This is a genomic window from Cryobacterium sp. Sr8, assembly GCF_004403225.1.
GTDB lineage: Bacteria > Actinomycetota > Actinomycetes > Actinomycetales > Microbacteriaceae > Cryobacterium > Cryobacterium psychrotolerans.
This window is the reverse complement of the sequence record NZ_SOHO01000015.1, coordinates 1-26,298: the sequence shown is the minus strand read 5'-3', so window position 1 is coordinate 26,298 and position 26,298 is coordinate 1. Positions and strand designations below refer to the sequence as shown.

General features: G+C 68.6%; 24 protein-coding genes. 12 read left to right on the top strand and 12 right to left on the bottom strand.

Annotated elements, in window-relative coordinates:
• Positions 1-233 precede the first annotated feature (233 nt).
• Both E3T54_RS01950 and E3T54_RS01945 read left to right on the top strand, forming a co-directional pair.
• The gene (locus tag E3T54_RS01950) at positions 234-1,283 is read left to right on the top strand and encodes a glycoside hydrolase family 3 N-terminal domain-containing protein (protein ID WP_241977008.1); all 1,050 of its coding nucleotides are present in this window, start codon (positions 234-236) and stop codon (positions 1,281-1,283) included.
• A gap of 98 nt (positions 1,284-1,381) precedes the next feature.
• The gene (locus E3T54_RS01945; RefSeq protein ID WP_134474336.1) at positions 1,382-1,945 is read left to right on the top strand and encodes a YceI family protein; all 564 of its coding nucleotides are present in this window, start codon (positions 1,382-1,384) and stop codon (positions 1,943-1,945) included.
• A gap of 60 nt (positions 1,946-2,005) precedes the next feature.
• On the opposite strand, the gene E3T54_RS01940 is transcribed toward E3T54_RS01945, so the two are convergent.
• From E3T54_RS01940 to sepH, 4 genes are all read right to left on the bottom strand, one after another.
• The gene (locus E3T54_RS01940) at positions 2,006-3,043 is read right to left on the bottom strand and encodes an aromatic acid exporter family protein (RefSeq protein ID WP_134474335.1); all 1,038 of its coding nucleotides are present in this window, start codon (positions 3,041-3,043) and stop codon (positions 2,006-2,008) included.
• A 4-nt stretch (positions 3,044-3,047) separates the two neighbouring features.
• Positions 3,048-3,965 (bottom strand): winged helix DNA-binding domain-containing protein, encoded by a 918-nt coding sequence (locus tag E3T54_RS01935; protein ID WP_134474334.1) that lies wholly within the window; start codon positions 3,963-3,965, stop codon positions 3,048-3,050.
• Between the two features lie 80 nt (positions 3,966-4,045).
• The gene (locus tag E3T54_RS01930) at positions 4,046-4,336 is read right to left on the bottom strand and encodes a hypothetical protein (protein ID WP_092324697.1); all 291 of its coding nucleotides are present in this window, start codon (positions 4,334-4,336) and stop codon (positions 4,046-4,048) included.
• A gap of 106 nt (positions 4,337-4,442) precedes the next feature.
• Positions 4,443-5,546 carry a septation protein SepH gene (sepH, locus tag E3T54_RS01925; protein ID WP_134474333.1) on the bottom strand — a complete coding sequence of 368 codons (1,104 nt, stop codon included), beginning with the start codon at positions 5,544-5,546 and terminating at the stop codon, positions 4,443-4,445.
• A gap of 197 nt (positions 5,547-5,743) precedes the next feature.
• Here sepH and E3T54_RS01920 point away from each other — a divergent pair, with 197 nt between their 5' ends.
• Positions 5,744-6,037: a DUF4193 domain-containing protein gene (locus E3T54_RS01920; protein WP_134474332.1), complete on the top strand. Its 294-nt coding sequence runs from the start codon at positions 5,744-5,746 to the stop codon at positions 6,035-6,037.
• A 29-nt stretch (positions 6,038-6,066) separates the two neighbouring features.
• Here the strand turns inward: E3T54_RS01920 and E3T54_RS01915 are convergent, their stop codons facing one another.
• A complete protein-coding gene (locus E3T54_RS01915; RefSeq protein ID WP_134474331.1) occupies positions 6,067-6,531 on the bottom strand; it encodes a DUF3093 domain-containing protein in 465 nt (154 codons plus the stop codon).
• Positions 6,532-6,569: 38 nt separating this feature from the next.
• On the opposite strand from E3T54_RS01915, the gene dut reads away from it, so the two are divergent.
• From dut to dxs, 5 genes are all read left to right on the top strand, one after another.
• Positions 6,570-7,043 carry a dUTP diphosphatase gene (dut, locus tag E3T54_RS01910; RefSeq protein ID WP_092324703.1) on the top strand — a complete coding sequence of 158 codons (474 nt, stop codon included), beginning with the start codon at positions 6,570-6,572 and terminating at the stop codon, positions 7,041-7,043.
• 35 nt (positions 7,044-7,078) lie between these two features.
• Complete coding sequence (locus E3T54_RS01905; RefSeq protein WP_134474350.1) at positions 7,079-7,669, top strand: DUF3710 domain-containing protein; 591 nt, start codon at positions 7,079-7,081, stop codon at positions 7,667-7,669.
• A 21-nt stretch (positions 7,670-7,690) separates the two neighbouring features.
• Complete coding sequence (locus tag E3T54_RS01900; RefSeq protein ID WP_134474330.1) at positions 7,691-8,488, top strand: DUF3159 domain-containing protein; 798 nt, start codon at positions 7,691-7,693, stop codon at positions 8,486-8,488.
• A 183-nt stretch (positions 8,489-8,671) separates the two neighbouring features.
• Positions 8,672-11,506, top strand: a complete 2,835-nt coding sequence (acnA, locus tag E3T54_RS01895; protein WP_134474329.1) for an aconitate hydratase AcnA — start codon at positions 8,672-8,674, stop codon at positions 11,504-11,506.
• 104 nt (positions 11,507-11,610) lie between these two features.
• A complete protein-coding gene (dxs, locus tag E3T54_RS01890) occupies positions 11,611-13,566 on the top strand; it encodes a 1-deoxy-D-xylulose-5-phosphate synthase (protein ID WP_134474328.1) in 1,956 nt (651 codons plus the stop codon).
• Between the two features lie 88 nt (positions 13,567-13,654).
• Here dxs and E3T54_RS01885 read toward each other — a convergent pair whose 3' ends face one another.
• The 4 genes from E3T54_RS01885 to E3T54_RS01870 all read right to left on the bottom strand — a co-directional run bounded on the left by E3T54_RS01885 (position 13,655) and on the right by E3T54_RS01870 (position 18,880).
• Positions 13,655-15,811, bottom strand: a complete 2,157-nt coding sequence (locus E3T54_RS01885) for a 3-hydroxyacyl-CoA dehydrogenase NAD-binding domain-containing protein (protein WP_134474327.1) — start codon at positions 15,809-15,811, stop codon at positions 13,655-13,657.
• On the bottom strand, positions 15,808-17,013 hold the full coding sequence (locus tag E3T54_RS01880; protein ID WP_134474326.1) for a thiolase family protein: 1,206 nt from the start codon (positions 17,011-17,013) through the stop codon (positions 15,808-15,810). Before E3T54_RS01880 ends, E3T54_RS01885 begins: the two co-directional genes overlap by 4 nt.
• Before the next feature lie 78 nt (positions 17,014-17,091).
• Positions 17,092-18,288 (bottom strand): ribonuclease D, encoded by a 1,197-nt coding sequence (locus E3T54_RS01875; RefSeq protein WP_134474325.1) that lies wholly within the window; start codon positions 18,286-18,288, stop codon positions 17,092-17,094.
• Positions 18,281-18,880 carry a DUF3000 domain-containing protein gene (locus E3T54_RS01870; RefSeq protein ID WP_134474324.1) on the bottom strand — a complete coding sequence of 200 codons (600 nt, stop codon included), beginning with the start codon at positions 18,878-18,880 and terminating at the stop codon, positions 18,281-18,283. The genes E3T54_RS01875 and E3T54_RS01870 overlap by 8 nt, the downstream gene beginning before the upstream one ends.
• A 65-nt stretch (positions 18,881-18,945) precedes the next feature.
• On the opposite strand from E3T54_RS01870, the gene E3T54_RS01865 reads away from it, so the two are divergent.
• Positions 18,946-20,187: a S9 family peptidase gene (locus tag E3T54_RS01865; protein WP_134474323.1), complete on the top strand. Its 1,242-nt coding sequence runs from the start codon at positions 18,946-18,948 to the stop codon at positions 20,185-20,187.
• On the opposite strand, the gene E3T54_RS01860 is transcribed toward E3T54_RS01865, so the two are convergent.
• Genes E3T54_RS01860 through E3T54_RS01850 form a run of 3 tightly spaced genes read right to left on the bottom strand, consistent with a single transcriptional unit; the run spans position 20,099 to position 22,223 of the window.
• Positions 20,099-20,881 (bottom strand): dihydrofolate reductase family protein, encoded by a 783-nt coding sequence (locus E3T54_RS01860; protein ID WP_134474322.1) that lies wholly within the window; start codon positions 20,879-20,881, stop codon positions 20,099-20,101. The two genes, E3T54_RS01865 and E3T54_RS01860, sit on opposite strands and share 89 nt — an antisense overlap.
• Positions 20,878-21,318, bottom strand: coding sequence for a SufE family protein (locus E3T54_RS01855; RefSeq protein WP_092324719.1), 441 nt, complete (start codon positions 21,316-21,318; stop codon positions 20,878-20,880). The genes E3T54_RS01860 and E3T54_RS01855 overlap by 4 nt, the downstream gene beginning before the upstream one ends.
• Positions 21,315-22,223: a sulfurtransferase gene (locus E3T54_RS01850; protein WP_134474321.1), complete on the bottom strand. Its 909-nt coding sequence runs from the start codon at positions 22,221-22,223 to the stop codon at positions 21,315-21,317. The genes E3T54_RS01855 and E3T54_RS01850 overlap by 4 nt, the downstream gene beginning before the upstream one ends.
• Positions 22,224-22,369: 146 nt before the next feature.
• Here E3T54_RS01850 and zapE point away from each other — a divergent pair, with 146 nt between their 5' ends.
• The 3 genes from zapE to E3T54_RS01835 all read left to right on the top strand — a co-directional run.
• A complete protein-coding gene (zapE, locus tag E3T54_RS01845; protein WP_134474320.1) occupies positions 22,370-23,422 on the top strand; it encodes a cell division protein ZapE in 1,053 nt (350 codons plus the stop codon).
• 186 nt (positions 23,423-23,608) lie between these two features.
• Positions 23,609-24,829, top strand: a complete 1,221-nt coding sequence (locus E3T54_RS01840) for an ammonium transporter (protein WP_134474319.1) — start codon at positions 23,609-23,611, stop codon at positions 24,827-24,829.
• Positions 24,830-25,310: 481 nt separating this feature from the next.
• Positions 25,311-26,298, top strand: a 988-nt coding sequence (locus tag E3T54_RS01835) for a DUF222 domain-containing protein (protein ID WP_134474318.1), incomplete at its 3' end; no start/stop codon positions are given.

Below are 26,298 nucleotides of genomic sequence, written 5' to 3'. Positions count from 1 at the left end.
CTTTTTCCGCAGTTCAACCCGGAGGGAGGTGGGAGGGGAGCCGCGGCGGGGTTAGCCTTGGCTGATGACCGGGGGCAGGCGAGTGCGGGGTGCGACCCGGCGCCTCCGCGCACTGGGAGCGTTCGCCGTCGCCGTGCTGCTGGACCCCCCTGGCGCTCGCCGGTTGCACGACCCCTGCCGCTCCGGGCCAGCCGGGCGGTCTCACCGCTCCGCGGAAGACATCCGCTGAACGCGTGGCGGCGTATGCCGACGACCGGCTCGCGTCGATGACCCTGACCGAGAAGGTCGCCAGCCTGCTGATGCTGCACCGACCGGGAACGGATGCCGCGGAGCTGCGTTCCTTCGCCGATTCCCACGGCCTGGGCGGGCTGATCCTGATGGGCGACAACGTTCCGACCAAGACGGCCGACCTGGCCGCGCTGACGGCCGGGGTCAGCTCCGACCCCGGGCTGCCGCTCCTGCTCGGCATCGACCAGGAGGGCGGAACGGTGTCCCGCCTGCCCGGCGATCGGGCATCCGGCGCCGACGAGCTGAAGTCGCTGCCGGCGCGGGCGACGACCGAGGCGTTCACCAGCCGGTCGACCCTGCTCGCCGGCGCCGGGATCAACCTCAATTTCGGCATCGTCGCGGACGTCACCCCCGATCCGCACTTCTTCATCTACGACCGGGTACTCGGAACGGATACCGCGCAGGGAGAACAGCGGGTCGCCGCTGCCGTCTCCGGTGAGCACGGCCGGGTGCTGAGCACGCTCAAGCATTTTCCCGGACATGGCGCCACCAACGGCGACTCGCACCGGGGCGTCCCCTCCACGGCACTCGGCCGCGCCGACTGGCTGGCCGAGGTAGCGCCGCCGTTCCGCGCCGGGATAGCCGCGGGGGCGGAGGTGGTCATGTTCGGCCACCTGGCGTACACCGCCGTCGACCACCGCCCGGCCAGTCTGTCTCCCGAGTGGCATGCGATCCTGCGCACCGAGCTGGGGTTCGACGGCGTGGCCATCACCGACGACATGCTCATGCTCCAGCAGAGCGGCCTGCCCCAGTACGCCGACCCGGTCGAGAACGCGATCTCGGCCCTCGCCGCCGGTAACACGATGCTGCTCTATGTGCTGCCCGCCGATCCGGCTGCCGCCGGGGTCGACATCCCGCTGATGATCACGGGAATCGTTGCGGCCGTCGACTCGGGCAGGATCCCTCTCGCCACGATTGACGACGACGTCCGCAGGCTGCTGGTGCTCCGCCGGACGCTGTCCGGCAGCACCGGGCCGTTCGTTCCGGTCGGCTGAAGATTCCTTTTTTCGTTCTCGGAATAACTGGAGAACATATGCGCTTGCATATACCTGAGGGCGCTACCTGTGTCGCCCCACGGACCTGAGGAGCACGCATGAGCGGCATCACCACCACGAACATCCCCGGCTACAAGGCCGGCACCTGGACGATCGACCCGACCCACAGCGAGGTCGGCTTCAGCATTCGCCACATCATGATCAGCAAGGTCAAGGGCACCTTCGACAGCTTCGAAGCGACCTTCGTCACCGGCGAGAACCCGCTCGACTCGACCGTTTCGGCCTCGGCCACGGTTGCCTCGATCAACACCAACGAGGCCAACCGCGACGGTCACCTCCGCACCGGCGACTTCTTCGATGCCGAGACCTACCCGACCATCAACTTCGTGTCGACCGGCGTGCGCGAGGAAAAGGGCGACTTCCTCGTCGACGGCGACCTCACCATCAAGGGTGTGACCAAGCCGGTCACGTTCGACTTCGAATTCGGCGGCTTCGCCGTTGACCCCTACGGCAACTACAAGGCCGGCGCTACGGCCAAGGCCCAGGTCGAGCGCGAAGACTTCGGTCTCACCTACAACGCGGCCCTCGAGACCGGCGGCTTCCTGCTCGGCGACAAGGTGACCATCACCCTCGAGCTCCAGGCCGTGCTCAAGCAGGACTAGGTCTTCGACCATCGACGGGGTCTCGCCACACGGCGGGGCCCCGTCGGGCCGTTAACCGAGCTATTCCCCGACGATTTCCTCGCGCACCCGGCGAAGGTCCTCCATCAGGGATCCGATCAGGATCCAGTGCTCCGGGTGCGGGGTGCGGATGATCAGCGGTGCGGTCAGGGCGGCGGGCTCGCCCGGTGACGGCATGCGTTCGCCCGCCGCGGCATCCGCTCCGGGCGCGCGCAGTCGGAGATCGTGCGCGGCCCGGCCGAGTTCCTGGGAGAAGGCCTGCACGGTCGGCTCAAGGTGCAGCGCATCGTCGTAGTGGTCACGGAACGCGCGGGTCATGCCGATGCTGCGGGTGACGAGCGCTTTCAGCCGCTTGTACTCCTCGATGTCGGCGTCCAGCACCCGACGGTGTTTGGCCTGCCGGGGGTTGAAGGCGAGGCTCTCCTCCGCGTCTTTGATCGCGCGTTCCGCCGCCTCCTGCATGGGACGGAGCAGGCGGGCGGTGAGCATCAGCTCCTCGAGCGCGAACGGCCGCTGGGGCGAGCGAAGTGCCGCCGCGAGCCGGTCGAGCGTGTCGGCCACCTCCCCGGCAAGCCGCCGGACGGCCCCGTGCGAAGGCCCCAGCAGCACGGGCGGCACGATGAGCACATTGACGATGAGGGCGATGCCGGCGCCGATGACGGTTTCGATGATCCGGTCGAGGGCATACGCGGGGGTGGACGTGCCGATCGAGAGCACGAGCATGGCGCTGATCGGAACCTGGTTGGCCGACCCGGGCGGCAGCTTCAGTGCCCAGGCGAGGAGGATGCAGATGACGATCGTCAGCAGCACGATCCAGCTCGACTGGCCGAACAGCAGGCCGACGCCGTAGGCGATGATCACACCGCCGATGACACCAAGGCTGCGCTCGACCGCCTTGCCGACGGACTGGTTGATGCTCGGCTGCACGACGAGCAGCGCGGCGATGGCGGCGAAGATGGGCAGCTCGCCGGGAAGCAGGAGTTGCGCGATCAGCCAGGCCAGGACGGTCGCCACCGCGGTCTTCACAGCCTGGAGCAGGGGAACCCGGCTGGAGGTTCGCAGGCTCGCCGTTAGTCGCACCTTCCTAGGCTAGTGGCGGCTCAGGCTCCGCCGGCGCGGTGGCCGGCGCGGCGGTGGGGTTGCCGCCCACTGAGAGGCCCAGGAGGTGCGCGTACTGGGCGACGGCCCGCTCGAATTCACGCGCCTGGCCGGCCGAGAGGGGGTCGAACGGTCTCGGTTCGAGGCTCACGGACCGCGCCGTCTTCGTTTGCCGCCAGGTGCCGATCACCCGCCCGGATGCCAGGATGAGCGGAAGGAACATGCCGTTGCCCCCCGGCACGACTCGGCCGAGGCTGCCGTCGTCGATCGCGAAGCTGCGGTCCTGGTAGCCAATCAGATACTCGTCGAAGGCGGGCAGCGCAAGCAGGGGGCTGCGCTGAGTCGGATGCCCCTTGGCCGCGTCGGCGTCGCCGGTGTCCGCCGCGGCCGCCAGGTAGTAGGTGACGCCGTCGACGACCAGCTCGGCCAGCCGGTCCGCGGCGACCGCGAGTCCCGCCCGAGCGTCGGCGACGGTGAGCTGCGACCACCAGGCGAAGTCCCGGAGCGTCGCCGGCCCGTGCCCGTCGAAATAGCGCAGGACGAATTCCCCGAGCGCCTCGTCCCGGTCGAGTCGCCGGGGGGAGCGCACCCACTCGTCCAGCAGCACCAGCACCTGCTGCCTCGGCTGGATGCAGCAGAGGTCGGCGGCGGGAACGAAGTGAAGCGTGCCTCGCATCGGCCAGGACCGCACGATCCGGCCGGAGTTGATGGCGGCGTCGACGTCGGCGAGCGTCGTGCCGGGCGCACGCACGCCGAGGGCCCACTTGGCGGCGGCGTAGTCCTGGGCCTGGAGGGCGAGCAGGCGGTCCGTGACCTCCGTCACGCCGCGCAGCCGGCCGTCGAAAAGTCCCTGGCGGACGAGCCGAATCCGGATCACGTGCCGGCGTGAGGCCTGCGTCGACATGCTCACAGTATGGCCGGTCAGGTCAGGGATGTCGCGGGGTCCAGGGCGCGGGGGCGAGGGCACGGGGCTGAGGAACAGGGCTAATCGAAGATGCGCACGAGCCGCCAGCCCAGGTCGCCGTCGCCCGGCTGCACGTCGAACACGTGCGTCTCGCCGTTGTCGGCCGTCGCCTGGAATCGCCAGCCGGCAATGGTCAGCGGCGGATGGCCCACGCCGAAGGTGTGCGGCTCGAAGGGGCGCCACCACTCGCAGGTCCCCACCAGTGCCGTCGGGGTGTCGGTCACCCGGAACCGCCGGGAGCGCCAGACCAGGCGCTCCGGCGTGCCGGCTTCTCCGGTCCAGATCATGACCGGTTCATCCACAGGGGGCATTGTGCACCGCCTCGATTCGTCGTCATTCGAACATACGTTCGATGAATCGACTATAACCCACACCTCACCACCGCGGAGGGGGTGGGTTTGGAAAGGAGGAGGGGAGTCAGGCGAGGTCGTCGTCGGTGCGGGCGCCGAAGACGATTTCGTCCCAGCTCGGCATCGAGGCTCGGCCGCGCTTGCCCTGGTTGCCGGTTGTGCGAGCCTGCGCCTTGGCGGCCTGGTTCACCCAGGCGTTCCGCGGCGGCTCTTCGACCGCAGGGGCCTCTTCGAGTTCCGGGAACGACTCCGCGGGGACATCGACGAGGCGCACGCCGGCGCTGGGCGCCAGGCGGCTCGTTCCGGGCGCCTCGGTCTCGAAGACGGCGGCTTCACGCTCGCCCCGGCGGCGACGCAGGGATTCGAGCAGGTCGGCCGTGTCGCCGAGGATCTTGGCGGGCTCGTCGGCACGCTTGATGGCCGCCTTGGAGACGGCATCCGTTGTGCCTGCCGTGCGTGAATAGGGAACGGGGTCGAGGATCGGGGCCGTGTCGTTCAGGATCTCGTCGGCCAGGGATTCCTTGAAGGCAAAGGCGCCGCTGTCGAAACGGGACACGTCGGCGAGGCTCGTTTCGGCGCCGACGGCGCGCAGCCGGGGGATGAGCGCGCCCTTGAGTTCACCCTGCTGGGACAGCGCGATGGCCTCTCCGCCCAACGGGGAGAGCGAGTTCTTCTTCGGTTCGAAGCTCCAGCGGGCGTCGTGGTCGATGTCGCCGGCGGTGAAGGAGAGTTTGACGATCCAGCCGCCGCCTGGCTCTTTCCAGCTGGCCCAGCGTTCGTCGGACGCCCCCAGTGAGGCGAGGCGTTCCCGGATGACGCTGCCGAAGTTCGCATCGTCGTCGAGCGGATCCGGGTCGATAGCCGTGTGCACGGGCACGCTCAGTGCCGACGACACGATGTATTCGCGCTCGGCCACGACCGGGCCCTCGAAACGGCGCACGTAATCCAGGGAGGCCCCCGTCACCGCGGCGACGTCTTCGGCAGACATCCCGGAGCGGATATGGGCCTGGATCTCCCGGGGGGAAAGCTTGGGACCCGACGTCGTTTCGGTCTGGGTTTGGCGAAGCCGGGACTGGAGAACTTCATCGATGGGGATCCTAAAACGATCACCCTCCTCTGACGCTGCGAGCAGCGCGCCGTTCTCGACTCCGATAACCTTCAATTCCTGCATGGCGAAAGCCCTCTCGCGATCACTGGTAGGTCTCAGAGTGCCATGCGATGGCCCCAATTCGAGGGAATACGCCGGGCGTGCCGGAAGTTGATCTCTGTGCCGGCCGAGATGTGAGGCGAACGGTTTGCTATTCGTCTCGGTTTGTTGCAAACTATGGCCGCCGATTCGTTCTCTCGGCGTAACTGAAATGGATGGGCATGGCAACCGATTACGACGCACCGCGGAAGACCGAAGACGACTCTGAGTCGATCGAGGCCCTGAAGGAGCGCGTGCCCGACAAGATGTCCGGAGTCGTTGATGTTGACGACGCGGACAACCCCGGTGGGTTCGACCTTCCGGGCGCCGATCTGTCCGACCTCGACCTCGATGTTGTCGTCCTGCCCCCGCAGGCCGACGAATTCACTTGTGTGGAGTGTTTCCTGGTGAAGCACCGCTCGCAGCTGTCGCACGAGACCAAGCTCGGCCCGGTCTGTAACGAGCACGACTCCTAGAAACGCACTCGGCTGAGCTGTCTACGAGCTCACGAAGCCGACGTACCTGACGCTGGTCGTCGCGATTCATTGATCGCGGCGGCCAGTTTTTTCGGGTGCCGGCTCGAGATCAGCCAGTACGGCGCGGGGTCCGAGACGTCCTCGATCGGCACGCGCACCACCGGGTCGACCCAGCCGCGGATGAGCAACCACGCCCGCATGTCAACCTTCGGTCCGCGCTCCCGCCGCGCATCCTCACCCTCGAATGCGATCGCCTCGCCGAGCACGGCCGTGCTGATCCGTGCCTTGCCGGCCTCCAGCACGCCGTCGTGCACGCGCACGACCGGCGACCAGGCGATGAGCAGCACGACGCAGCCGAGGTAGAGCCCGGCCGCCGTCAGGATGCCGACCGGCAGCGAAATCGGGACGAAGACGAGGATGCTCGCCGGGATCACCAGCGCCGTGGCCAGGAAGAGCCAGGGTGCGGCCCAGAGTTTTTCGCGATATTCAGGCATGGCTCTATTCGACCAGACTTCTGCACTACCCTCGACACGTGACAGAAAGCGTTGAAGTGCTGATAACCGCGTCCGTCCTCCCGAATTACGCGCATCCGGGCGATGCCGGGGCCGATCTGCACTCCTCGGAGGCCGTCGAACTCGCCCCCGGAGCCCGCGCTCTCGTCGGCACCGGGGTGTCTATCGCCCTGCCCGACGGCTTCGCCGCGTTCGTCGTTCCCCGCAGCGGCCTGGCCGCGAAGCACGGCATCACGATCGTGAATTCGCCGGGGACCGTGGATGCCGGCTACCGCGGTGAGATCAAGGTGACGCTGCTCAACACCGACCTGACGGAGCCCTACCGGGTCGCCGTCGGCGATCGCATCGCCCAATTGATCGTCATGCCCGTCGCCCGGGCCAACTTCGTTCCCGTCGAACGGCTGCCCGGCAGCCAGCGAGGAGAAGGAGGGTTCGGCTCGACCGGGCTCACCGCACAGCTCACTGGCGCAGCCAGCAAAGGAGACACCCCGTGACCGATATCGCGAACCAGAACCAATTCCCCGAACCCATGCCCAAGTCCGCTCCGGAGGACCGCGCCACCGAGGGGCCCCTCGACGAGACCGAGGCCAACCAGGTTCGCCCCTACGTCGATCTCGGCGGGGTGAAGGTCCTCCCACGTGAGGGACTCCACCTCCGCCTCGAGATCGAGGAGGGCAGCAAGCGCGTCGTGGCGATCGGCCTCGACTACGCCGGGTCCACCCTCCAGGTGCAGCCGTTCGCGGCGCCGCGCTCCAGCGGGCTGTGGCACGAGATCCGCGACCAGATCGCCGACCAGATCGGCAAGCAGGGCGGAACGACCAGCGAGCGCGAGGGCCCCTTCGGCCCCGAGCTCGTCGCCGAGATCCCCGTGGCCGCCGGCCAGGGACCGGGCGGAACCACTCGTCTGGCCCGCTTCATCGGTGTCGACGGCCCGCGCTGGTTCCTCCGCGGCGTGATCGCCGGTGAAGGCGCCGTCAACTCGGAAGCCGCAGCCGCGATCGAAGACCTCTTCCGCAGCATCGTCGTCGTTCGCGGCGACACTCCGATGCCGCCGCGCGACCTCATCCCGCTGCGGATGCCGGCGACGCCGGCCGGCGCCCCGGGTCCGAGCGACGCCTAGGCCGCCAGGGAGAACGCCCGCATGACGGACTCACCCGCCGCACCGGACGCACCGGAAGAGAACGAGAACGGCGCCCGGCCCCGGTCGGGACAACCGAACACGCCGCCGGCCCCGGCGCCGAGCGCGCCCGGCGCCGCCTTCGCCGACGGGATGGCCGCGGCGGCCCGGCGCGCCGGCTTCGCCTCGGCGGCCGAGGGGGAACCGATCAGCGGGCACACGCTGCTGGCCTCGATGGGCGGCATCCGCGGTCTCGTCGAGGCGGTGCTGCCCGGCCTGGTTTTCCTGGTCATCTACACGCTCACGCGTGACCTGGTCCTGTCGCTGATCGCCCCGGTTGCGGTCGGGCTCGTCTTCGTCGCCTTCCGCCTGGCCGCGAAACAGACCCTCGCCCAGGCGATCGGGGGGCTCGTCGGCATCGGAATCAGCGCCGTGCTCGCCCTGTTCACCGGGAAGGCCGAGGACTTCTACCTTCCCGGATTCTGGACCAACGGCGTCTACGGCTTCGTCCTGCTCGTCTCGGCGCTGATCGGCTGGCCGCTGATCGGTCTCGCCGTCGGCTTCCTGATGGGCGAGGGAATCGCCTGGCGGACCAACCCGTCGAAGCGCCGGGTGCTCACGATCCTCACCCTGTGCTGGGCCGGGCTGTTCGCGGCGCGGCTGATAGTGCAGCTGCCGCTGTACTACTCGGGCAATGTCGAGGCCCTCGGCGCGATGAAGCTCCTGATGGGGCTTCCGCTGTATGCCCCGCTGCTGGTCGTCTCCTGGCTGATGGTGCGCTCGATCTACCCCAAGCAGAGAGAACCGTCCGAGCCGGAATAGGGCGGGAATCCGTTCCCGGCACTGCTAGAGTTATCTCGACGTCAAGATAGTTTGACGCTCAGACTCGGCCGATCAACACACGCCCAGCTAGGCTGACCATGCCGGCACCGGGTGTGTTCGGCCACACGGATTGAGGATGGCCGCCGGGTTTCCCGGGCGGTTTCCCACAAAGGAGAGGACCTCGTGTCTGCGGTTAATAGTTTTGGAGCAAAGGACACCCTGCGCGTCGGTTCGACGGACTATGAAGTCTTTCGACTCGACACCGTCGCAGGCTACGAGAAGTTGCCGTTCAGCCTGAAGGTGCTGCTGGAAAACCTTCTCCGCACCGAGGACGGCGCCAACATCACCGCCGATCACATCCGTGCCCTCGGCCAGTGGGTTCCTTCCGCGGAGCCCGACACCGAGATCCAGTTCACGCCCGCCCGCGTGATCATGCAGGACTTCACCGGCGTGCCCTGCATCGTCGACCTCGCCACCATGCGCGAGGCCGTCGCCGAGCTCGGCGGCGACGCGAACAAGATCAACCCGCTCGCACCGGCGGAGCTCGTCATCGACCACTCCGTCATCGCGGACCTGTTCGGCTCGGAAGACGCCCTCGAGCGCAACGTCGAGATCGAGTACCAGCGCAACGGCGAGCGTTACCAGTTCCTCCGCTGGGGCCAGACCGCGTTCGACGACTTCAAGGTCGTCCCGCCGGGAACCGGGATCGTGCACCAGGTCAACATCGAATACCTGGCCCGCGTCACGATGACCCGCACTGTGCTGGATGCCGCGGGCAACAGCGTGCTCCGTGCCTACCCCGACACCTGCGTCGGCACCGACTCGCACACGACCATGGTCAACGGCCTCGGCGTGCTCGGCTGGGGCGTCGGCGGAATCGAGGCCGAGGCGGCCATGCTCGGCCAGCCCGTCTCGATGCTCATCCCCAAGGTCGTCGGGTTCAAGCTCAAGGGCTCCATCCCGGCCGGCGTCACCGCGACGGATGTCGTGCTCACCATCACGCAGATGCTGCGAAAGCACGGCGTGGTCGGCAAGTTCGTCGAGTTCTACGGAGAGGGCGTCGCCCAGGTTCCGCTGGCCAACCGCGCCACCATCGGCAACATGAGCCCCGAGTTCGGCTCGACGGCCGCCATGTTCCCGATCGACGACGTGACCCTCGACTACCTGCGCCTCACCGGCCGCAGCGACGAGCAGGTCGCCCTGGTCGAGGCGTACTCGAAGCTGCAGGGCCTCTGGCACGACCCCGCGCAGGAGCCCGCCTTCAGCGAGTACCTGGAGATCGACCTCGGAACCGTGGTTCCCTCGATCGCCGGACCGAAGCGTCCGCAGGACCGCGTCGAGCTCAGCCGCGCGAAGGAGCAATTCGAGACGGACCTGCAGAGCTACGCGACCCAGGACCTGTCCCGGATGGATGCCGCCGTCGAGGCGACCTTCCCCGCCTCTGACCCGATCGGCTTCACCGCCGAGGACGAGCAGAGCGCCCACCAGCTCTCGCACCAGCACGTGAGCCACGCTCCCGTGTCGGTGTCCAGCCCCGTCCCGATCACCACCAAGGACGGCGCGAGCTACACCCTCGACCACGGAGCGGTCGCCGTCGCGGCCATCACGTCGTGCACGAACACGTCCAACCCGAGCGTGATGCTCGCCGCGGGCCTGCTCGCCCGCAACGCGGTCAAGAAGGGCCTCACGAGCAAGCCGTGGGTCAAGACCACGCTGGCACCGGGCTCGAAGGTCGTCACCGATTACTACGCGAAGGCCGGCCTCACCGACGACCTGGAGGCCCTCGGCTTCTACACCGTCGGCTACGGCTGCACCGTCTGCATCGGCAACACCGGTCCGCTCATCGACGAGGTGTCGGCCGCGATCAACGAGAACGACCTGGCCGTCACCGCGGTGCTCTCGGGCAACCGCAACTTCGAGGGCCGGATCAGCCCCGACGTGAAGATGAATTACCTCGCCAGCCCGCCGCTGGTCATCGCCTACGCCCTCGCCGGGTCGATGAACTTCGACTTCGAGACGGATGCCCTCGGCAAGGGCACCGACGGCAACGACGTGTTCCTCCGGGACATCTGGCCCGACTCCGCCGAGGTGCAGGCCACGATCGACAGCTCGATCGACACGGCCATGTTCACGAAGGAGTACGGCGAGGTCTTCGAGGGAGACGAGCGCTGGCGCTCACTGCCGACGCCCGACAGCGAGGTCTTCGAATGGGACCCCGAGTCGACCTACGTGCGGAAGCCCCCGTACTTCGACGGCATGACGCTGGAGACCAGCCCGGTCACCAACATCGTCGGGGCGCGCGTTCTCGCCAAGCTCGGCGACTCCGTCACGACCGACCACATCAGCCCCGCAGGCAACATCAAGGCCGACAGCCCGGCCGGCGCCTACCTGCTGGAGCACGGCGTGGCTCGCGGCGACTTCAACTCCTACGGTTCGCGCCGCGGAAACCACGAGATCATGATTCGCGGAACCTTCGCGAACATCCGTCTCCGTAACCAGCTGCTGGATGGCGTCGAGGGTGGCTACACCCGCGATTTCACCGTGGAGGGTGCTCCGCAGGCGTTCATCTACGACGCGGCCCAGAACTACGAGGCCGCCGGCACCCCGCTCGTCATCTTCGGCGGCAAGGAGTACGGTTCGGGTTCGTCCCGCGACTGGGCGGCCAAGGGCACCAGCCTGCTGGGCGTCAAGGCCGTCATCGTCGAGAGCTTCGAGCGCATCCACCGCTCGAACCTGATCGGGATGGGCGTCGTTCCGCTGCAGTTCCCGGCCGGCCAGAGCTGGGGCTCGCTCGGGCTGGACGGCACCGAGGTCGTCACGATCACGGGCATCGACGAGCTGAACAACGGCAGCACGCCGAAGACGGTCCGCGTCACCGCCGCGCCGAGCGCGAACTCCGCGGCCGGCAAGGAGACCGTGGAGTTCGACGCGGTCGTCCGGATCGACACACCGGGTGAGGCGGACTACTACCGCAACGGCGGCATCCTGCAGTACGTGCTGCGGTCCCTGGTGGCCTAAGGCTCCCAGCTCCTCCCGCCCCTGGCGCGTAGACTCGACCTGTTCGAGTGCGCGCGCCAGTGGCATTTTCGGGCGCGAGTGCGGCAACGCGAAAGGTGGTATCGATGTCCCTTCTGGAGACGATCACGGGTCCTCGCGACCTCGACGCCCTCTCGAAGGAGCAGCTGGTCCAGCTCGCGGCCGAGGTCCGCGCGTTCCTGGTCAGTGAGGTCTCGAAGAGCGGCGGGCACCTTGGCCCCAACCTCGGCGTCGTCGAACTGACCATCGCGATCCACCGGGTCTTCGAGTCGCCGCGGGACTCGATTGTGTTCGACACCGGGCACCAGTCATACGTGCACAAGCTGCTCACCGGTCGGCAGGACTTCAGCAGGCTGCGCCAGCTCGGCGGACTCGCCGGCTACCCGCAGCGCTCCGAATCCGTGCACGACATCGTCGAGAGCTCGCACGCCTCCAGTTCGCTCTCCTGGGCGGACGGCATCTCCCGCGCCTTCGAAATGACCGGTCAGGACGACCGCCACGTCGTCGCCGTCGTCGGCGACGGCGCGCTCACGGGCGGCATGACCTGGGAAGCGCTCAACAACATCAGCGACGACAACACCCGGCGGCTGATCATCGTCGTCAACGACAACGGCCGCTCCTACGCGCCGACCATCGGCGGGATGGCGCGGTTCCTCAACACCGTGCGCACCCGCCGCAGCTACCGCAGCCTCTACCTGACCAGCCAGCGGGCCTTCGACCGGCTCGGCGCGCCCGGGCGGGCGCTCTACCGCGGCATGCGCGGCGGACTGCACGGCTTCCTCAGCCGGTTCTCGAACAACGAGGCGCTGTACTCAAACCTCGACATCAAGTACATCGGGCCGGTCGACGGCCACGACATGGACGCCATGCTCGAGGCGCTCCGCCAGGCCAGGGGCTACGGCGCCCCGGTCATCGTGCACGCCATCACCCAGAAGGGCAAGGGCTACGACCCGGCCATGCAGGATGCCGCCGACCAGTTCCACGCGGTCGGCCAGATCGACCCGGAGACGGGGGAGTCGACCGAATCGGCCGGCGCTCCATCGTGGACCTCGGTCTTCGCCGACGAGCTCGTGACCCTCGCCAGCGCGAACGAGCGCCTTGTCGGGATCACCGCCGCGATGCTGCGGCCGACCGGCCTGCACAAGATGGCCGAGCGGTTCCCCGGCCGCGTGCACGACGTGGGCATCGCGGAGCAGCACGCCGTGGCATCCGCCGCCGGCCTTGCCTTCGGCGGCCTCCACCCCGTGGTCGCGCTGTACGCGACCTTCATCAACCGCGCCTTCGACCAGGTGCTGATGGATGTCGCCCTGCACAAGGCCGGCGTCACCTTCGTACTCGACCGGGCCGGTGTGACCGGGCCGGACGGACCGAGCCACCACGGCATGTGGGACCTCGCGATCCTGCAGGCCGTGCCGGGCATCCGCCTGTCCGCGCCGCGCGACGGGGCCCGGCTGCGCGAGGAGCTCGGGGAGGCCGTTGCCGTCGATGACGGGCCCACCGTTCTGCGTTTCCCCAAGGGCAGCGTCGGAGTCGAGTTCGAGGCGGTCGACCGGCTGGAGGACGGGGTGGACGTGCTGCACGCCGGTTCCCAGAAGGACGTGCTGATCGTGACCGTCGGCCCGATGGCCGGCATGGGGCTCGAGGTGGCCGAGCGGCTCGCCGACCAGGGCATCGGTGCCACCGTCGTCGACCCGCGCTGGGTCGTTCCGGTGCCGAAGAGCATCATCCGCCTCGCCGCCGAGCACCGGATCGTGGTCAGCATCGAAGACGGCATCCGGGTCGGCGGCATCGGCACCCGCATCCGCCAGGACCTGCGCGAGGCCGGTGTCGACACCGCGGTCACCGAGCTGGGCCTGCCCGACGAATTCCTCGACCACGGCTCACGCGCCGAGATCCTCGAACGCGTCGGCCTGACCCCGCAGCACATCGCGCGCGACGTCGTTGCGATGGTGCTCGGCAGCAAGATCCCGCACGCCCGCCCGCTGCCCGAGGGCCACACGCCCACCGGCTCCATCCCCGTCACCCGCCCCCGCCGCGACTAACCGACCCCGCGAAGGGCCTGTTTCGCGAGACTGCAGTTGTGCGCGTTATGAGGCAGGTTTAGCGCGCACAACTGCAGTTTCGCGGGGATTAGGCGACGGGGGAGGGAGCAGCGACGCCCACGCCGCGGATCGGCGGGGTGTGGAAGGCGCCGCCGAAGGCCCGCTCGCTCGCGCCGACCCGGTCGAGGTAGGGCGTGACGCCGCCCATCTGTGAGGGCCAGTTCGCGCCGAGGATCATGCACAGGTCGATGTCTTCGGCCGCGTGCACGACGTCGTCGTCCAGCATCCGCTTGATCTCGTCCGCGAGGCCGTCCTCGACCCGCTGCTGGATCTCCTCCGCCGTCATTGGCGATGTGCCGCCCGCGACGATCTTGACGGCGCCCTTGTCGAAGCCCTTGATCTTGCCCTTGGCGTCGCGGTCGAGGACCTTGCCGTACTCGGCGAGCGTGTGCAGGTTCGTGCTTTCGAAGAACCGCTCCGGGAACGCCGCATGGTGGGTGTCGAGCACGTGCGCCCCGACCTTCAGCCCGACCAGCTCGAGCAGCTGGAACGGGGTCATCGGGAGGCCGAACGGCGCCAGGGCGCCGTCGACGACCTCGAATGAAGTGCCCGTGTCGACCGCGTGCATGGCCTCGCCGAGCAGCTTCGCCAGCAGCCGGTTGACCACGAAGCCGGGGGTGTCCCTTGTGATCACGGCGTTCTTCCGCAGTTTGCCCGCGACGACCATGGCCGTCGAGAGCGTGGCGTCGTTGGTCACCGGCGTCTTCACGACCTCGATCAGGGGCATGATCGCGACCGGGTTGAAGAAGTGGAAACCGACGAGCCGTTCCGGGTGGGCGAGCTTTGCGCCGATCTTCTCCACCGCCAGGGAAGAGGTGTTGGTGGCCAGGATCGCCTCGGGGGAGATGTGCTTCTCGATCTCGGCGAAGACGTCCTGCTTGACGCCGAGTTCCTCGAAGACGGCCTCGATGACCCAGTCGGCGTCGGCGAAGTCGGCCTTGTCCGTGGTGCCGGTGACGAGCGCGCGGAGGCGGTTGGCCTCATCCGCGCTGATGCGCTTCTTGGCCAGGAGGGTCGCGATCTCACCATGGATGTATTCGACGCCCTTGTCGACGCGGGCCTGGTCGAGGTCGGTGATGACCACGGGTACGCGCAGGCGACGCACGAACAGCAGGGCGAACTGGCTGGCCATCAGGCCGGCGCCGATGACACCCACCTTGGTGATCGGCCGGGCGAGCGCCTTGTCGGGCGCTCCGGCCGGCCGCTTGGCCCGCTTCTGCACGAGGTTGAACGCGTAGATGCTGGCCTGCAGCTGGTCGCTGGCGATGAGCTCGGCGAGGGCGTCGTCTTCGCGCTCGAAACCCTCGGCCTTCGTGCCGCTCTTCGCCGCCTTGAGCAGGTCGAGGGCGGCGTAGGGAGCGAGCGCGACGGTGCCGATGCTGGACTCGAGCGACTTGCGGGCGATGCCGATGGCGACGTCCCATTTCACCAGGCGCTCGATCTTGTTCGGTCGGTTCGGCCGCTCCACCTTCGTGCTGCCGGCGATGACGCCGTCGGCCCAGGCGATCGAGTTCTCCAGGAACGAGACCGAATCGAACATCGCGTCGGCGATGCCGAGCGCGAGCGCGTCGGCGCCCTTGAGCGTGCGGTATTTGAGCGGGTTCTCGATGATCACCTTGAGCGCGTTCTCGATGCCGATCAGGTTCGGCAGCAGGTACGACCCGCCCCAGCCGGGGATGAGCCCGAGGGAGACCTCCGGCAGGGCGATCGCCGGCACGGATGCGTCGACGGTGCGGTAATCGGCGTTGAGGGCAATCTCCAGTCCGCCGCCGAGGGCGAGGCCGTTGATGAAGACGAACGAGGGCACGCCCAGGTCGGCCTCCTTGCCGAAGGCGTAGTGGCCGAGCTGCGCGAGCAGCTTGCCGGCCTCCTGCGATGGGATCTCGCCGACCTTGCTGAGGTCGGCGCCGGCGGCCAGGATGAACGGCTTGCCGGTGATCGCGACGCCGTGGATCTCGCCCCGGCCGGCACGGGCGCGCAGCTCGTCCAGCGTTGCCGCGAACTCGAGCAGGGTGGCGGCGCCGATCGTGTTCGGACGGGTGTGGTCACGGCCGTTGTCCAGCGTGACGAGGGCGAGCGTGCGATTGCCGGAGAGGGGAATGTCGCGAACGAAACTGTGCGTGACCACCTCGTCTTCGGAGAGGGCAAGCAGCGGGGTGAAGTCGATTGCGGAGTAGTCGGTCATCGCTTTTTTGCCTTCCGGTTGAAGTGCGGGTTCTCCCAAATGATGGTGCCGCCCATGCCCAGGCCGATGCACATGGCGGTGAGCCCGTAGCGCACCTCGGGGTGCGCTTCGAACTGGTGCGCGAGCTGGTTCATCAGGCGAACGCCCGACGAGGCGAGCGGATGCCCGATGGCGATCGCGCCCCCGTACTCGTTGACCCGGGGATCGTCGTCGTCGATGCCGAAGTGGTCGAGGAACGAGATGACCTGCACGGCGAATGCCTCGTTCAGCTCGAAGAGTCCGATGTCGGTGATCGCGAGGCCGGCCTTGCGCAGCGCCTTCTCGGTCGAGGGCACCGGGCCGAGGCCCATCACCTCGGGCTCGACGCCCGCGAACGCGAAACTGATCATCTTCATTTTGACGGTGAGTCCAAGTTCCCTGGCGGCGTGGCCGCTGGCGAGCAGGCTGACGGCGGCGCCGTCATTGAGCCCGGAGGCGTTTCCGGCGGTGATGCGGCCGTGCGGGCGGAACGGCGTCCGGAGGGCGGCGAGGCCCTCCATCGTCGTCTCCGGCCGGGGCGCCTCGTCCTGCGTGGCCAGGCCCCAGCCGGCCTCGCTGCGGGTGGCGACGGGGATCAGGTCGGGCTGGATCTTGCCGGCGGCATACGCGGCGGCCACCTTCTGCTGGCTGCGCAGCGCGAAACGGTCCGAGCGCTCCTTCGTGTACGAGGGGAACCGGTCGTGGATGCGTTCGGCCGTCGCGCCCATGACGAGTGCGTCCTCGCTCACCAGCCGCTCGGACAGGAACCGCGGGTTCGGGTCGGCGTTGGCGCCCATCGGGTGTCGTCCCATGTGCTCCACGCCGCCGGCGATGGCGAGGTCGTAGGCCCCGTAGCCGATCGCCGAGCCCATCGTGGTCACGGCGGTCATCGCCCCGGCGCACATCCGGTCGATGGCGAATCCGGGGACGGATTTGGGCAGCCCGGCCAGGAGCGCCGCGGTGCGCCCGAGGGTGAGGCCCTGGTCGCCCGTCTGCGTCGTGGCGGCGATGGCGACATCGTCGATCCGCTCGCCGGGAACGGAGGGATTCCGCTCCAGCAGGCCGATCATGGCCTTCACCACCAGGTCATCGGCTCGGGTGTTCCAGTACATGCCCTTTTCGCCGGCGCGTCCGAACGGGGTACGAACCCCGTCCACAAAGACGACTTCTGCTCTCTCGGCCACAATGCCTCCATCAATCAGCTCAGGTCTGATTCGATCCTATGGGGGCGCCAATTTGCCGACGGAATCCTTTGACTCTTCCTACGAGTCCGACTCCGAAGGCAGGCAGATGCTTTGGTGGACCTCGACAAAGGCATCGGCAATCAGTTGTGCGGTTGCGGCAACCTGCCACGCCCGCGCACCGAGGTCCGCGAGGGCGGATCCGATCGAATCCGCGCTCACCGACTCGGGCGGCGACCAGGCGACCCGGCGCAGGAAATCGGGGGTGAGCAGGTTTTCCAATGGGATGGCCAGCTCGTCCGACACGGTCGCCAGGGCGGCGCGCGCCGCCTTGAAGCGCACGTCGGCCTCCGGATTGCGCTCGGCCCAGGCCCGGGGCGGCGGCAGCGTATCGCTGCTCGCCTTGAGCGCAGGCAGGTCGGGGCTGGACAGACCGGCCTGGATGGCGGCCCACCAGCGGTCAAGTTCGCTGCGGCTGGCTCGGCCGCTGAATTCGCGCAAATCGGCCAGGGCCTGCCGGCTCTCGGGCATCACCCTGGCCGCGGCGACCAGGGACGCGTCGGGCACCAGCCGGCCGGGGGAGACGTCCAGGTGCTGGGCCAGGGCATCCCGGGCGATCCAGAGCTCGCGGGCGACCGCCAGGTTCCGCTGGCCGCGGATGGAATGCACCCCGGACAGTCGGCGCCACGGGTCCACCCGGGGGGCCTTCGTCTCTCGCGCGAGCACGGCGGCGAACTCCTCGGCCGCAATCTGGGTCTTCTCGGACTCGACCAGCATCTCGACCATCCGGTCGCGCAGGTCAGGCAGCAGTTCGACGTCGAGCGCCGCATAGACGAGCCAGGCCTCGGGGAGCGGCCGGGTCGACCAGTTGGCCGCCGAGTGCTCCTTGGCGAGGTGGATTCCGAGCAGCTCTTCGACCACCGTGCCGAGGCCGACGCGCGGGAGGCCCAGGAGCCGGGCGGCCAGCTCCGTGTCGAACATGTTGACCGGGTCCAGGCCCACCTCGCGGAGGCACGCGAGGTCCTGGCTGGCGGCGTGCAGGATCCACTCAGCGTCCCGCAGCGACTCGTTGAGTTCACTGAAGTCACCGATGGCGGGCGGGTCGAACAGGAACGTGCCGGCATCACGCCGGTAGATCTGGATCAGGTAGGCGCGCTGGGAGTAGGTGAAACCGGATGCGCGTTCTGCGTCGATACCGATCGGCCCGGTGCCACCGGCCAGGGTCTCTATCGCTTCGAAGTAAGCGTCTCGCGTCTCGACGACACCGTGCTCAGCCACGTTTGGCTCGGCGCGCGGACAACGTGCTGACTCCTTCGCCGCCGGCAGGGGGAAGGCCGGCGAGCATGCAGAGAAGCTCACCCCAGCCTTCGACGTGGGCGGTGAGATTGTGGTCCAGGGGGGTCCACGAGGCTCTGAGCTCGATCTGGGCGCCGTCGCCCTGGCTGGCGAGTTCGCCGAAGCCGGAGGAGATGATCTTCGTGGCGGTGCCGGATGCCGCGGTGTACTGCGCCCCGTGGGCGTCGAGTGCGTCAACGAGCCAGGCCCAGGCGACCTCAGCCAGGAAGGGATCGAGCCCGATGTCGGTCTCCAGCGGAGCCTGTGCGAAACAGACAACGCGGAAGCGTCCGCCCCAGGCCTCGGGCTCTTCGGGGTCGTAGAGCAGGATGAACCGGCCGGTGCCGAGGTCGGAGTCGCTGCCGTGTCGGACGGGGCGCACGTCGGCGGCCAGAGCCACGGCGTGCGGAGCGAGGCTGCCCGGCGCGGGGATTTCGGTGACGATGAGTTCCGGCCGTCGGTGAGCGCGCCGAATCGCGTCGAGCGCTGCGGCAAATTCCGGCGGAAGCGTTTGCCTGTCCTCTGATTCGGGCACGTTTGCAGACTAGAGTTTTTTTCGGGCGCTGTCTGCGAGGCACGCCGACCGGTTCGGAGGTCTACGTGACCAGCACAAGCTCACGAGAACGCGGGCCGGGCACGGCCCTGCTCGTCACCGCCGCCGCCGTGGTCGGGACGGCCGCCCTGCTGGCCGCTACCGTCAGTGTGCTGTCGGCCGTGATGGCCCGCCGCATCGTCACTCCGCCGACCAAACGTGAGCAGGACACTCGCATCCATGCCGTCGATCTCGCCGCCGGCACGATCACCCTGCAGACCACCCCGGATACCGTGTTGCCGGGCGAGTACAGCCTCTGGTTCACGGACGAAACCGGGCACGCCCGGCTGGGTGAGATCATCCGCAGCGACGCCGCGGGCCTCACCCGGCGGCTGACCGCCGTCGACTTCGGGGACCTGGCGAGTGCGCGGCTCGGCCGCCTGGCCGGTTACCACTACCTCGGCCCGGCAGACCTCGGCTTCCCCTTCGAGGACGTCGTCATTCAAACCGGGCTCGGCGACGCGCCGGCCTGGCTTATCCCCGCGGCGGAGCCGGACGGCCGGTGGGTGATCCAGGTGCACGGCCGCGGGGTGCAGCGCCCGGAGACCCTGCGCGCCGTTCCGGCCTTCCGGGAGGCCGGGTATACCTCGCTGCTCGTGTCGTACCGCAACGACCGGGAGGCGCCGGCCAGCCTGGACGGCCGCTACGGGCTGGGCGACACCGAATGGCTGGACGTGGAGGAGGCCATCGGGTTCGCCCGGAGCCATGGCGCGACCAGCGTCGTGCTGATGGGCTGGTCGATGGGCGGCGCCATCGCCCTGCACGCGGCGAGCCGCACCGAGCACAAGGACATCCTGGCCGGGATCGTGCTGGATTCGCCCGTCGTCGATTGGGCCGATGTCGTGAGCTTCCACGGTGAGGCGCTCGGGTTCCCCTCGCCGATCATGGCCGGGGCGATGAGGGTGATGGGGCAACGCTGGGGCGGCCTGCTGACCGGTCAGGCGACGCCGATCGACTTCCGGCGGCTGGATGTCGTGGCCAGGGCCGACGACCTGTCCCTGCCGATCCTGCTCATGCACAGCGACGACGACGGCTACGTGCCGTCGACCGGCTCCCGGGCGCTGGCCCTGCGCCGGCCCGATCTCGTGACCTTCGTGCCGTTCACCATCGCCCGGCACACCAAGCTGTGGAACTACGACCCGGTGGGCTGGAACCGGGCGATCACGCGCTGGCTGGACGCGCTCGCTCCCAGCGGGCATACGTCGCCCCCGCATCATCCACCAGCAGCTGGCGAAGACCGAACCGAGTAGACCCGGCTGCGGGGGAGTCGAGCAGCGGGGAGTCGAGTGGCGGGGAGTCGAGTAGCGGCCGGCCGCCGAGCGTCACCTGCGGGCTCGTCGACAGGCAGAACTCGTCGACGAGGTCCGCCGCGAAGAGCTGCCCGGCCAGCACCGGGCCGCCCTCGCAGACGATGCGGTCAAGGCCCCGGTCGGCCAGGGCGCGAACGATCGCCGCCACCGTGATGTCCCCGCCCTCGTCGTCGAGGGGCACGATCGTGGCGCGGGCGGTCCCCACGCTCGCCCGGGCACGGTCGAGGTTGCTTCGGGCGCACAAGATGAGCACCGGATGCCCCGCGGCATCCGCCGGCCTGGCGTCGAGTCGGTGCCCGCTGAGGTCGCCGCTGGAGGTGACGACGGCCAGGGCCGCCTTCGCGGGCACGACGTAGCCTTCGGCGCGCACGCTGCCCGCCCCGACGAGCACAACATCGGACAGTTCCCGGATGACGCCGAGGATGCGCCGATCGAGCCGGCTGGTCAGCGTGTTGGAGGTGCCGTCGTCGCCGGTGGCGCTGCCGTTGAGGCTGGCGATCATGTTGACGCGGAGGAATGGACCGTCGCCCTGGCGGTAGTGGGCCAGGAGCCAGTTGCGGCCGGCCGCATCCATCCCGTCGAGCGACGGCGCGGGGCCAACCGGCTCGGTCGGGAAGATGCGGGTGAGGCTCACGCAGCCGCCAGTGCCCGCAGCTGGCGCTTCGTGCGGGCGAGCATGGCGGTCATCCCGCGCATCCGAAGGGGAGAGACGGCCCGGGTGATCCCGAGGGAGCTCGGGTAGTCGTCGGGCACGGCCAGCGCCTGCTCGACGGTGAGACCCTCGACGCCCTGGGCGATGATCGACACGAAACCGCGGGTCGTCGGCGATTCGCGCGGCGCGGTGGCGTGCAGGTGTACCGCACCGGCCTCATCCACCTCGACGAAGATGTACACCGGCGACTGGCACTCGACCACCCGTTCGAGCAGGTCCGGGTGGTCCTCGAAGCGCGCGGGCAGCGCCGGCAGCTCGTTGGCGAACTCGAGCAGGAGCAGCAATCGGTCCTTCTCTTCGAGTTCGAGGAACTCGTTCCTGATCTCGGCCAGCTGCTCCGGCAGTTCCACGGATGTCATCGGCGGGGCTTCGGCGCGTCGCCCGGCTCGGTGCCCAGCACGATCGGAACCCGGATGGCGTTGCCCCACTCGGTCCAGGAGCCGTCGTAGTTGCGCACCCCCTGGAAGCCGAGCAAGTGGGTGAGGACGAACCAGGTGTGGCTGGACCGCTCGCCGATGCGGCAGTAGGCGATGACGTTGTCGCCCTCGGCAAGGCCGGCCTCGCCGCGGTAGATGGCATCCAGTTCCTCGCGGGTGCGGAAGGTGGCGTCGTCGTCGGCGGCGCGGGCCCACGGCACAGAGACGGCGGAAGGGATGTGCCCGCCGCGGAGCGCGCCCTCCTCCGGGTACGCGGGCATGTGGGTGCGTTCGCCGGTGTACTCCTCCGGGGAGCGCACGTCGATCAACGGGTTTCCGAAGTGAGCGAGCACGTCGTCCCTGAACGCCCGGATCGGGGCGTCTTCGCGCGGGACGACCGGGTAGTCCGCCGTGCTCGTCAGCACGGTCTTGTCGGTGGTCATGTCGCGGTCCTCGGCGACCCACTTGTCCCGACCGCCGTCCAGCAGGCGCACGTCCTCGTGGCCGAAGAGGGTGAACACCCACAGGGCGTAGGCCGCCCACCAGTTGTTCTTGTCGCCGTAGATGACGACGGTGGAGTCGCGGGAGATGCCCTTGGAGCTCATCATGGCCGCGAACTCGCGGCTGCCGATGAAGTCGCGTTCCACCGGGTCGTTGAGGTCGGTGTGCCAGTCGATCTTGACCGAGCCGGGGATGTGGCCGACTTCGTAGAGCAGCACGTCTTCATCGGATTCGACGACGACGAGACCGGGGGTGCCCAGGTGCTCCTGCAGCCAGTCGGCGGAGACGAGGCGCTCCGGGTGCGCGTACGCGGTGAACTTCGGGGACGGATCGAGTTCAACGGACATGGGGGACCTCCGGGAGGGCGACTGACGCGGCGCGAGATATGGATTGAGTGCGGATTAGGCTTGTCACCTTCCCACACGTTAAATCTACGCGGTGTGGGCGCCGGCCGCACCGCGGTCATCCCTCCATACAGAAACGGGTGTTCCCCATGGCCCCAGAGGCCCACCGCCAGGCCCTCCGGCTCGTCGACCGCTCCCCGAGCATCACCGGTGCCGAAATCGTCGCCGAGCTGGTTCCCCCGCCGCAATTCGAACACGCCTCGTTCGAGTCCTACCGGCCGGACCTGAACTTCCCGTCACAGCTGGAGGCGGTCGAACGGCTCAACTCGTTCGCCGCGGCCTGGCGGTCCCAGCGCCCCAGCGGATTCTTCTCCCGCACCCGGAAGCCGAAGGACGACCTGCCGGGGATCTACCTGGACGGCGGCTTCGGGGTCGGCAAGACCCACCTGCTCGCCGCGCTCTGGCACACGGCGCCCGGGCCGAAGTACTTCGGCACGTTCATCGAGTACACCGCCCTCGTCGGGGCGCTCGGCTACGCCAACACGGTCAAGCAGCTGCGGGGCGCGAAACTGATCTGCATCGACGAGTTCGAACTCGACGACCCGGGCGACACGATGGTGATGACCCGGCTGCTCGGTGAGCTCGTGGCCTCCGGCACCCGGGTGGCGGCCACCTCCAACACACCACCGAACTCCCTGGGCGAGGGCAGATTCGCCGCGGTGGACTTCCTCCGCGAAATTCAGGCGATGTCAGCCAACTTCGAGACGGTCAGGATCGACGGTCTCGACTACCGCCGCCGCGACGCCGCCGGCAACGCCGTAGCGGTTCCGGATGAGTCGCTGCGCCACATGGTCGGAACGCTGCTGGGGCGGGGGTCGCGGGTGACCGAGGACGGCTTCGGCGCGCTGATCCGGCACCTCGGCACGGTGCATCCGTCGAAGTACATCAAAATGATCAGCGCGATCGACGTCATCGCCCTGACCGACGTGTTCCTGCTGACCGACCAGACGGATGCCCTGCGCCTGGTGGCCTTCATCGACCGCGTCTACGACGCCGAGATTCCGATCATCGCCAGCGGCCTGCCGCTCGGCGAGGTCTTCGATGCCGAGATGATGGCCGGCGGATATCGGAAGAAGTACCTGCGCGCCCAATCGCGCATGGTGGCGCTGACGACGGGGGAACTTCCCCCGCACGCCGAATGATCCGGCGAAACACGCTATTTACCCACGGGCCTCGCGTGTAACCGGCACGAAACATTGCGGTAGGCCCGGCGAAATCTCCGCGCCGCAGAATGATGCCGTACCCGAGACCTGACCGTCGACTACCTGCGTTCATTTTTGGACCTCGCGGTACACCCTGCAAACATTCGAGAGGTGTGAGGACAATCTATGGACACGGGAAGCATTGCATGGGGGATCACAGCAACCGCGCTGGTGCTGTTCATGACTCCGGGAGTCGCGTTCTTCTACGGCGGACTGGTGAAGGCGAAAAGCGTCGTCAGCATGATGATGATGAGCTTCGGGGCACTGGGGCTGATCAGCGTCCTGTGGATCCTCTACGGCTTCAACATGAGCGCCGTCGACAGCCCGCTGCAGTTCGCGGGTAACCCCTTCTCGGACTTCGGCCTGTCAGCGCTGGCATCCGGGGAGACCGGCAACACCGACCTCCTCGGCGCGACCTACGGCGCGACCTTCGCCATCATCACCGTCGCCCTGATCTCCGGGGCCGTCGCCGACCGGGCCAAGTTCGGCTCCTGGATGATCTTCGCCGGGATCTGGGCCACACTGGTCTACTTCCCCGTCGCGGCGTGGGTCTGGGGCGGCGGCTGGATCATGAGCCTCGGTGAAACCCTCGGCCTCCCGGGCGTCATCGACTACGCCGGCGGTACCGCGGTGCACATCAACGCCGGCGCGGCGGCCCTCGCCCTCGCCCTGGTCCTCGGCAAGCGCGTCGGCTTCCAGAAGGGCATCACCAAGCCGCACAATGTTCCGCTCGTGCTGATCGGCGCGGCCGTGCTGTGGTTCGGCTGGTTCGGCTTCAACGCCGGCGCGGAATGGCTGAACGGCCTCGAGAACGTCGGCATCATCGTCATCAACACCTTCGGTGCGACGGCGGCCGCGATCCTCGGCTGGATGATCGTCGAGAAGTTCAAGGACGGCAAGGCCACCTCGGTCGGAGCCGCCTCCGGAGCCGTTGCCGGCCTGGTCGCGATCACCCCGGCCTGCGCGAACCTGGAGCCCGGCTGGGCGCTCCTGCTCGGTGCCGTTGCCGGTGCCGTGTGTGCCCTCGCGATCGAACTGAAGTTCAAGCTCGGCTTCGACGACTCTCTCGACGTGGTCGGCATCCACCTCGTCGGCGGCGTGATCGGCACCCTGTACCTGGGCCTCTTCGCCACCGACACCGGCCTCTTCACGGGGGGCGACTTCGGCCAGCTGGTCGTGCAGGCGATCGCCGCGTTCTCGGTGCTCGTGTACTCGTTCATCGTGGCCTACCTCCTTGGCCTGGCGATCGAGAAGACCATCGGCTTCCGGATCAAGAGCGAAGACGAACTCGCCGGAATCGACACCATCGTGCACGGCGAGGAGGGCTACGCCCTCGACCGGGTCTAGGAAATTCCCGCGCGGCCGGTAGCCGCGCGCACCACGCCAAGGGCGGTGGGGCGGTTCGATACCAGCAGATCGAACCGGCTCGCCGCCCTGTCGCGTGGGCGGGGCCGCATTAATAGCCGTCCCCGTCCAAGATTGCTACCCCCTGCCACCCGGATTCAATCTCGGCCACACTGTTGGAACTGGTGGTGGACCCGAACACCGCGAGAATCCCCGTCAAGGATCCGGATTAGTCCGGTCCCTTGACGGGATCTTTGCGTTTACGGGGCGTTTCCGCCGAGAGTCGCCATTTCTACCCAGGGTCGCCGTTGCAACGGCAATTGTCGGCAGGAACGGCGACTCTCGCTGCGTGCGGGGGTGCGCGAGTGGCGCCGTTCCTGCGCCTGTCCTCCACGGGTCGGGCGTGCCGGAAGTTATGCACAAGAGCCGGTCAGGGGTGGTTTCGGGCCGCAGGAATGTCGGTGGTTCGCCGTACCGTTGGAGTATGAAAACCTTCACAGGACCACCCGGTCGGGCACTCCCGGCCGGCCCGAACCCGGGCGCGGACCCGGGAATGAACCCGGGCGCTGGCCCGGGTGTCGCCCCCGACCAGGGTCCGCCGTTGACACCAACAGCGGTCCACCTGGAGGAACTCGGCGCCCTCATCGACGACGTCACCGCCATCGACAAGGCGATGGCGGTGCAGGCCGCGGCGCGGGTGGTCGCGATCGACGCGGCCCGGGTCTGCAGCGAGCGGGAGCTCGGCGGCAGTGCGTTCAGTCCGGCGTTGACCCGCCGGTCGCTGGTGGCCGAGCTGGCCTGCGCGTTGCGGATCCCGGAGTCGACCGCTTCGGGCCTGCTGGAGAGCAGCCGCAGCCTGGTCCACGACCTGCCCGACACCCTGGCGGCCCTGGCCGCGGGGCGGATCGGCTACCGGCAGGCGATCATCCTCGTCAACGAAACCGCGGGACTTCCGGAGGCGGCGGCCCGGCAGCTGGAGCAGGAGGCGTTGCCGTCGGCCGGCCGGTTGACGGCGTCGCAGTTCGAAAGGAAGACCAGGAAGCTGCGGGAGCGGATCGATCCGGAGTCGATCACGGCCCGGCATGTGCGGAGCGTGGCCGACCGGTCACTCAGGTTCGACCCGGCCCGCGACGGGATGGGCTGGCTGAGCGCCTACCTGCCGGCCGGAGATGCTCTCGGCATCTACGGCCAGGTGACGGACCGTGCGATCGCCCTGCAGAGGCCGGACGAGCCGCGCACGCTCACCCAGCTGCGCGCGGACGTGTTCCGGGACCTGCTCCTGCAGGCCGGCTGCGCGGAGGCCGGCTGCGCGGAGCCCGGCTGCACGGAGACGGCCGGGGCTGCCGGCAGCCTGGGCGGGCTGCGGCCGAACCTGATCGTGACGGTCCCGATGCTCACCCTCCTCGGTGTCACCGAGGAGCCCGGCAGCCTCGACGGGTACGGGCCGATCGATCCGGACACGGCCAGGGCGT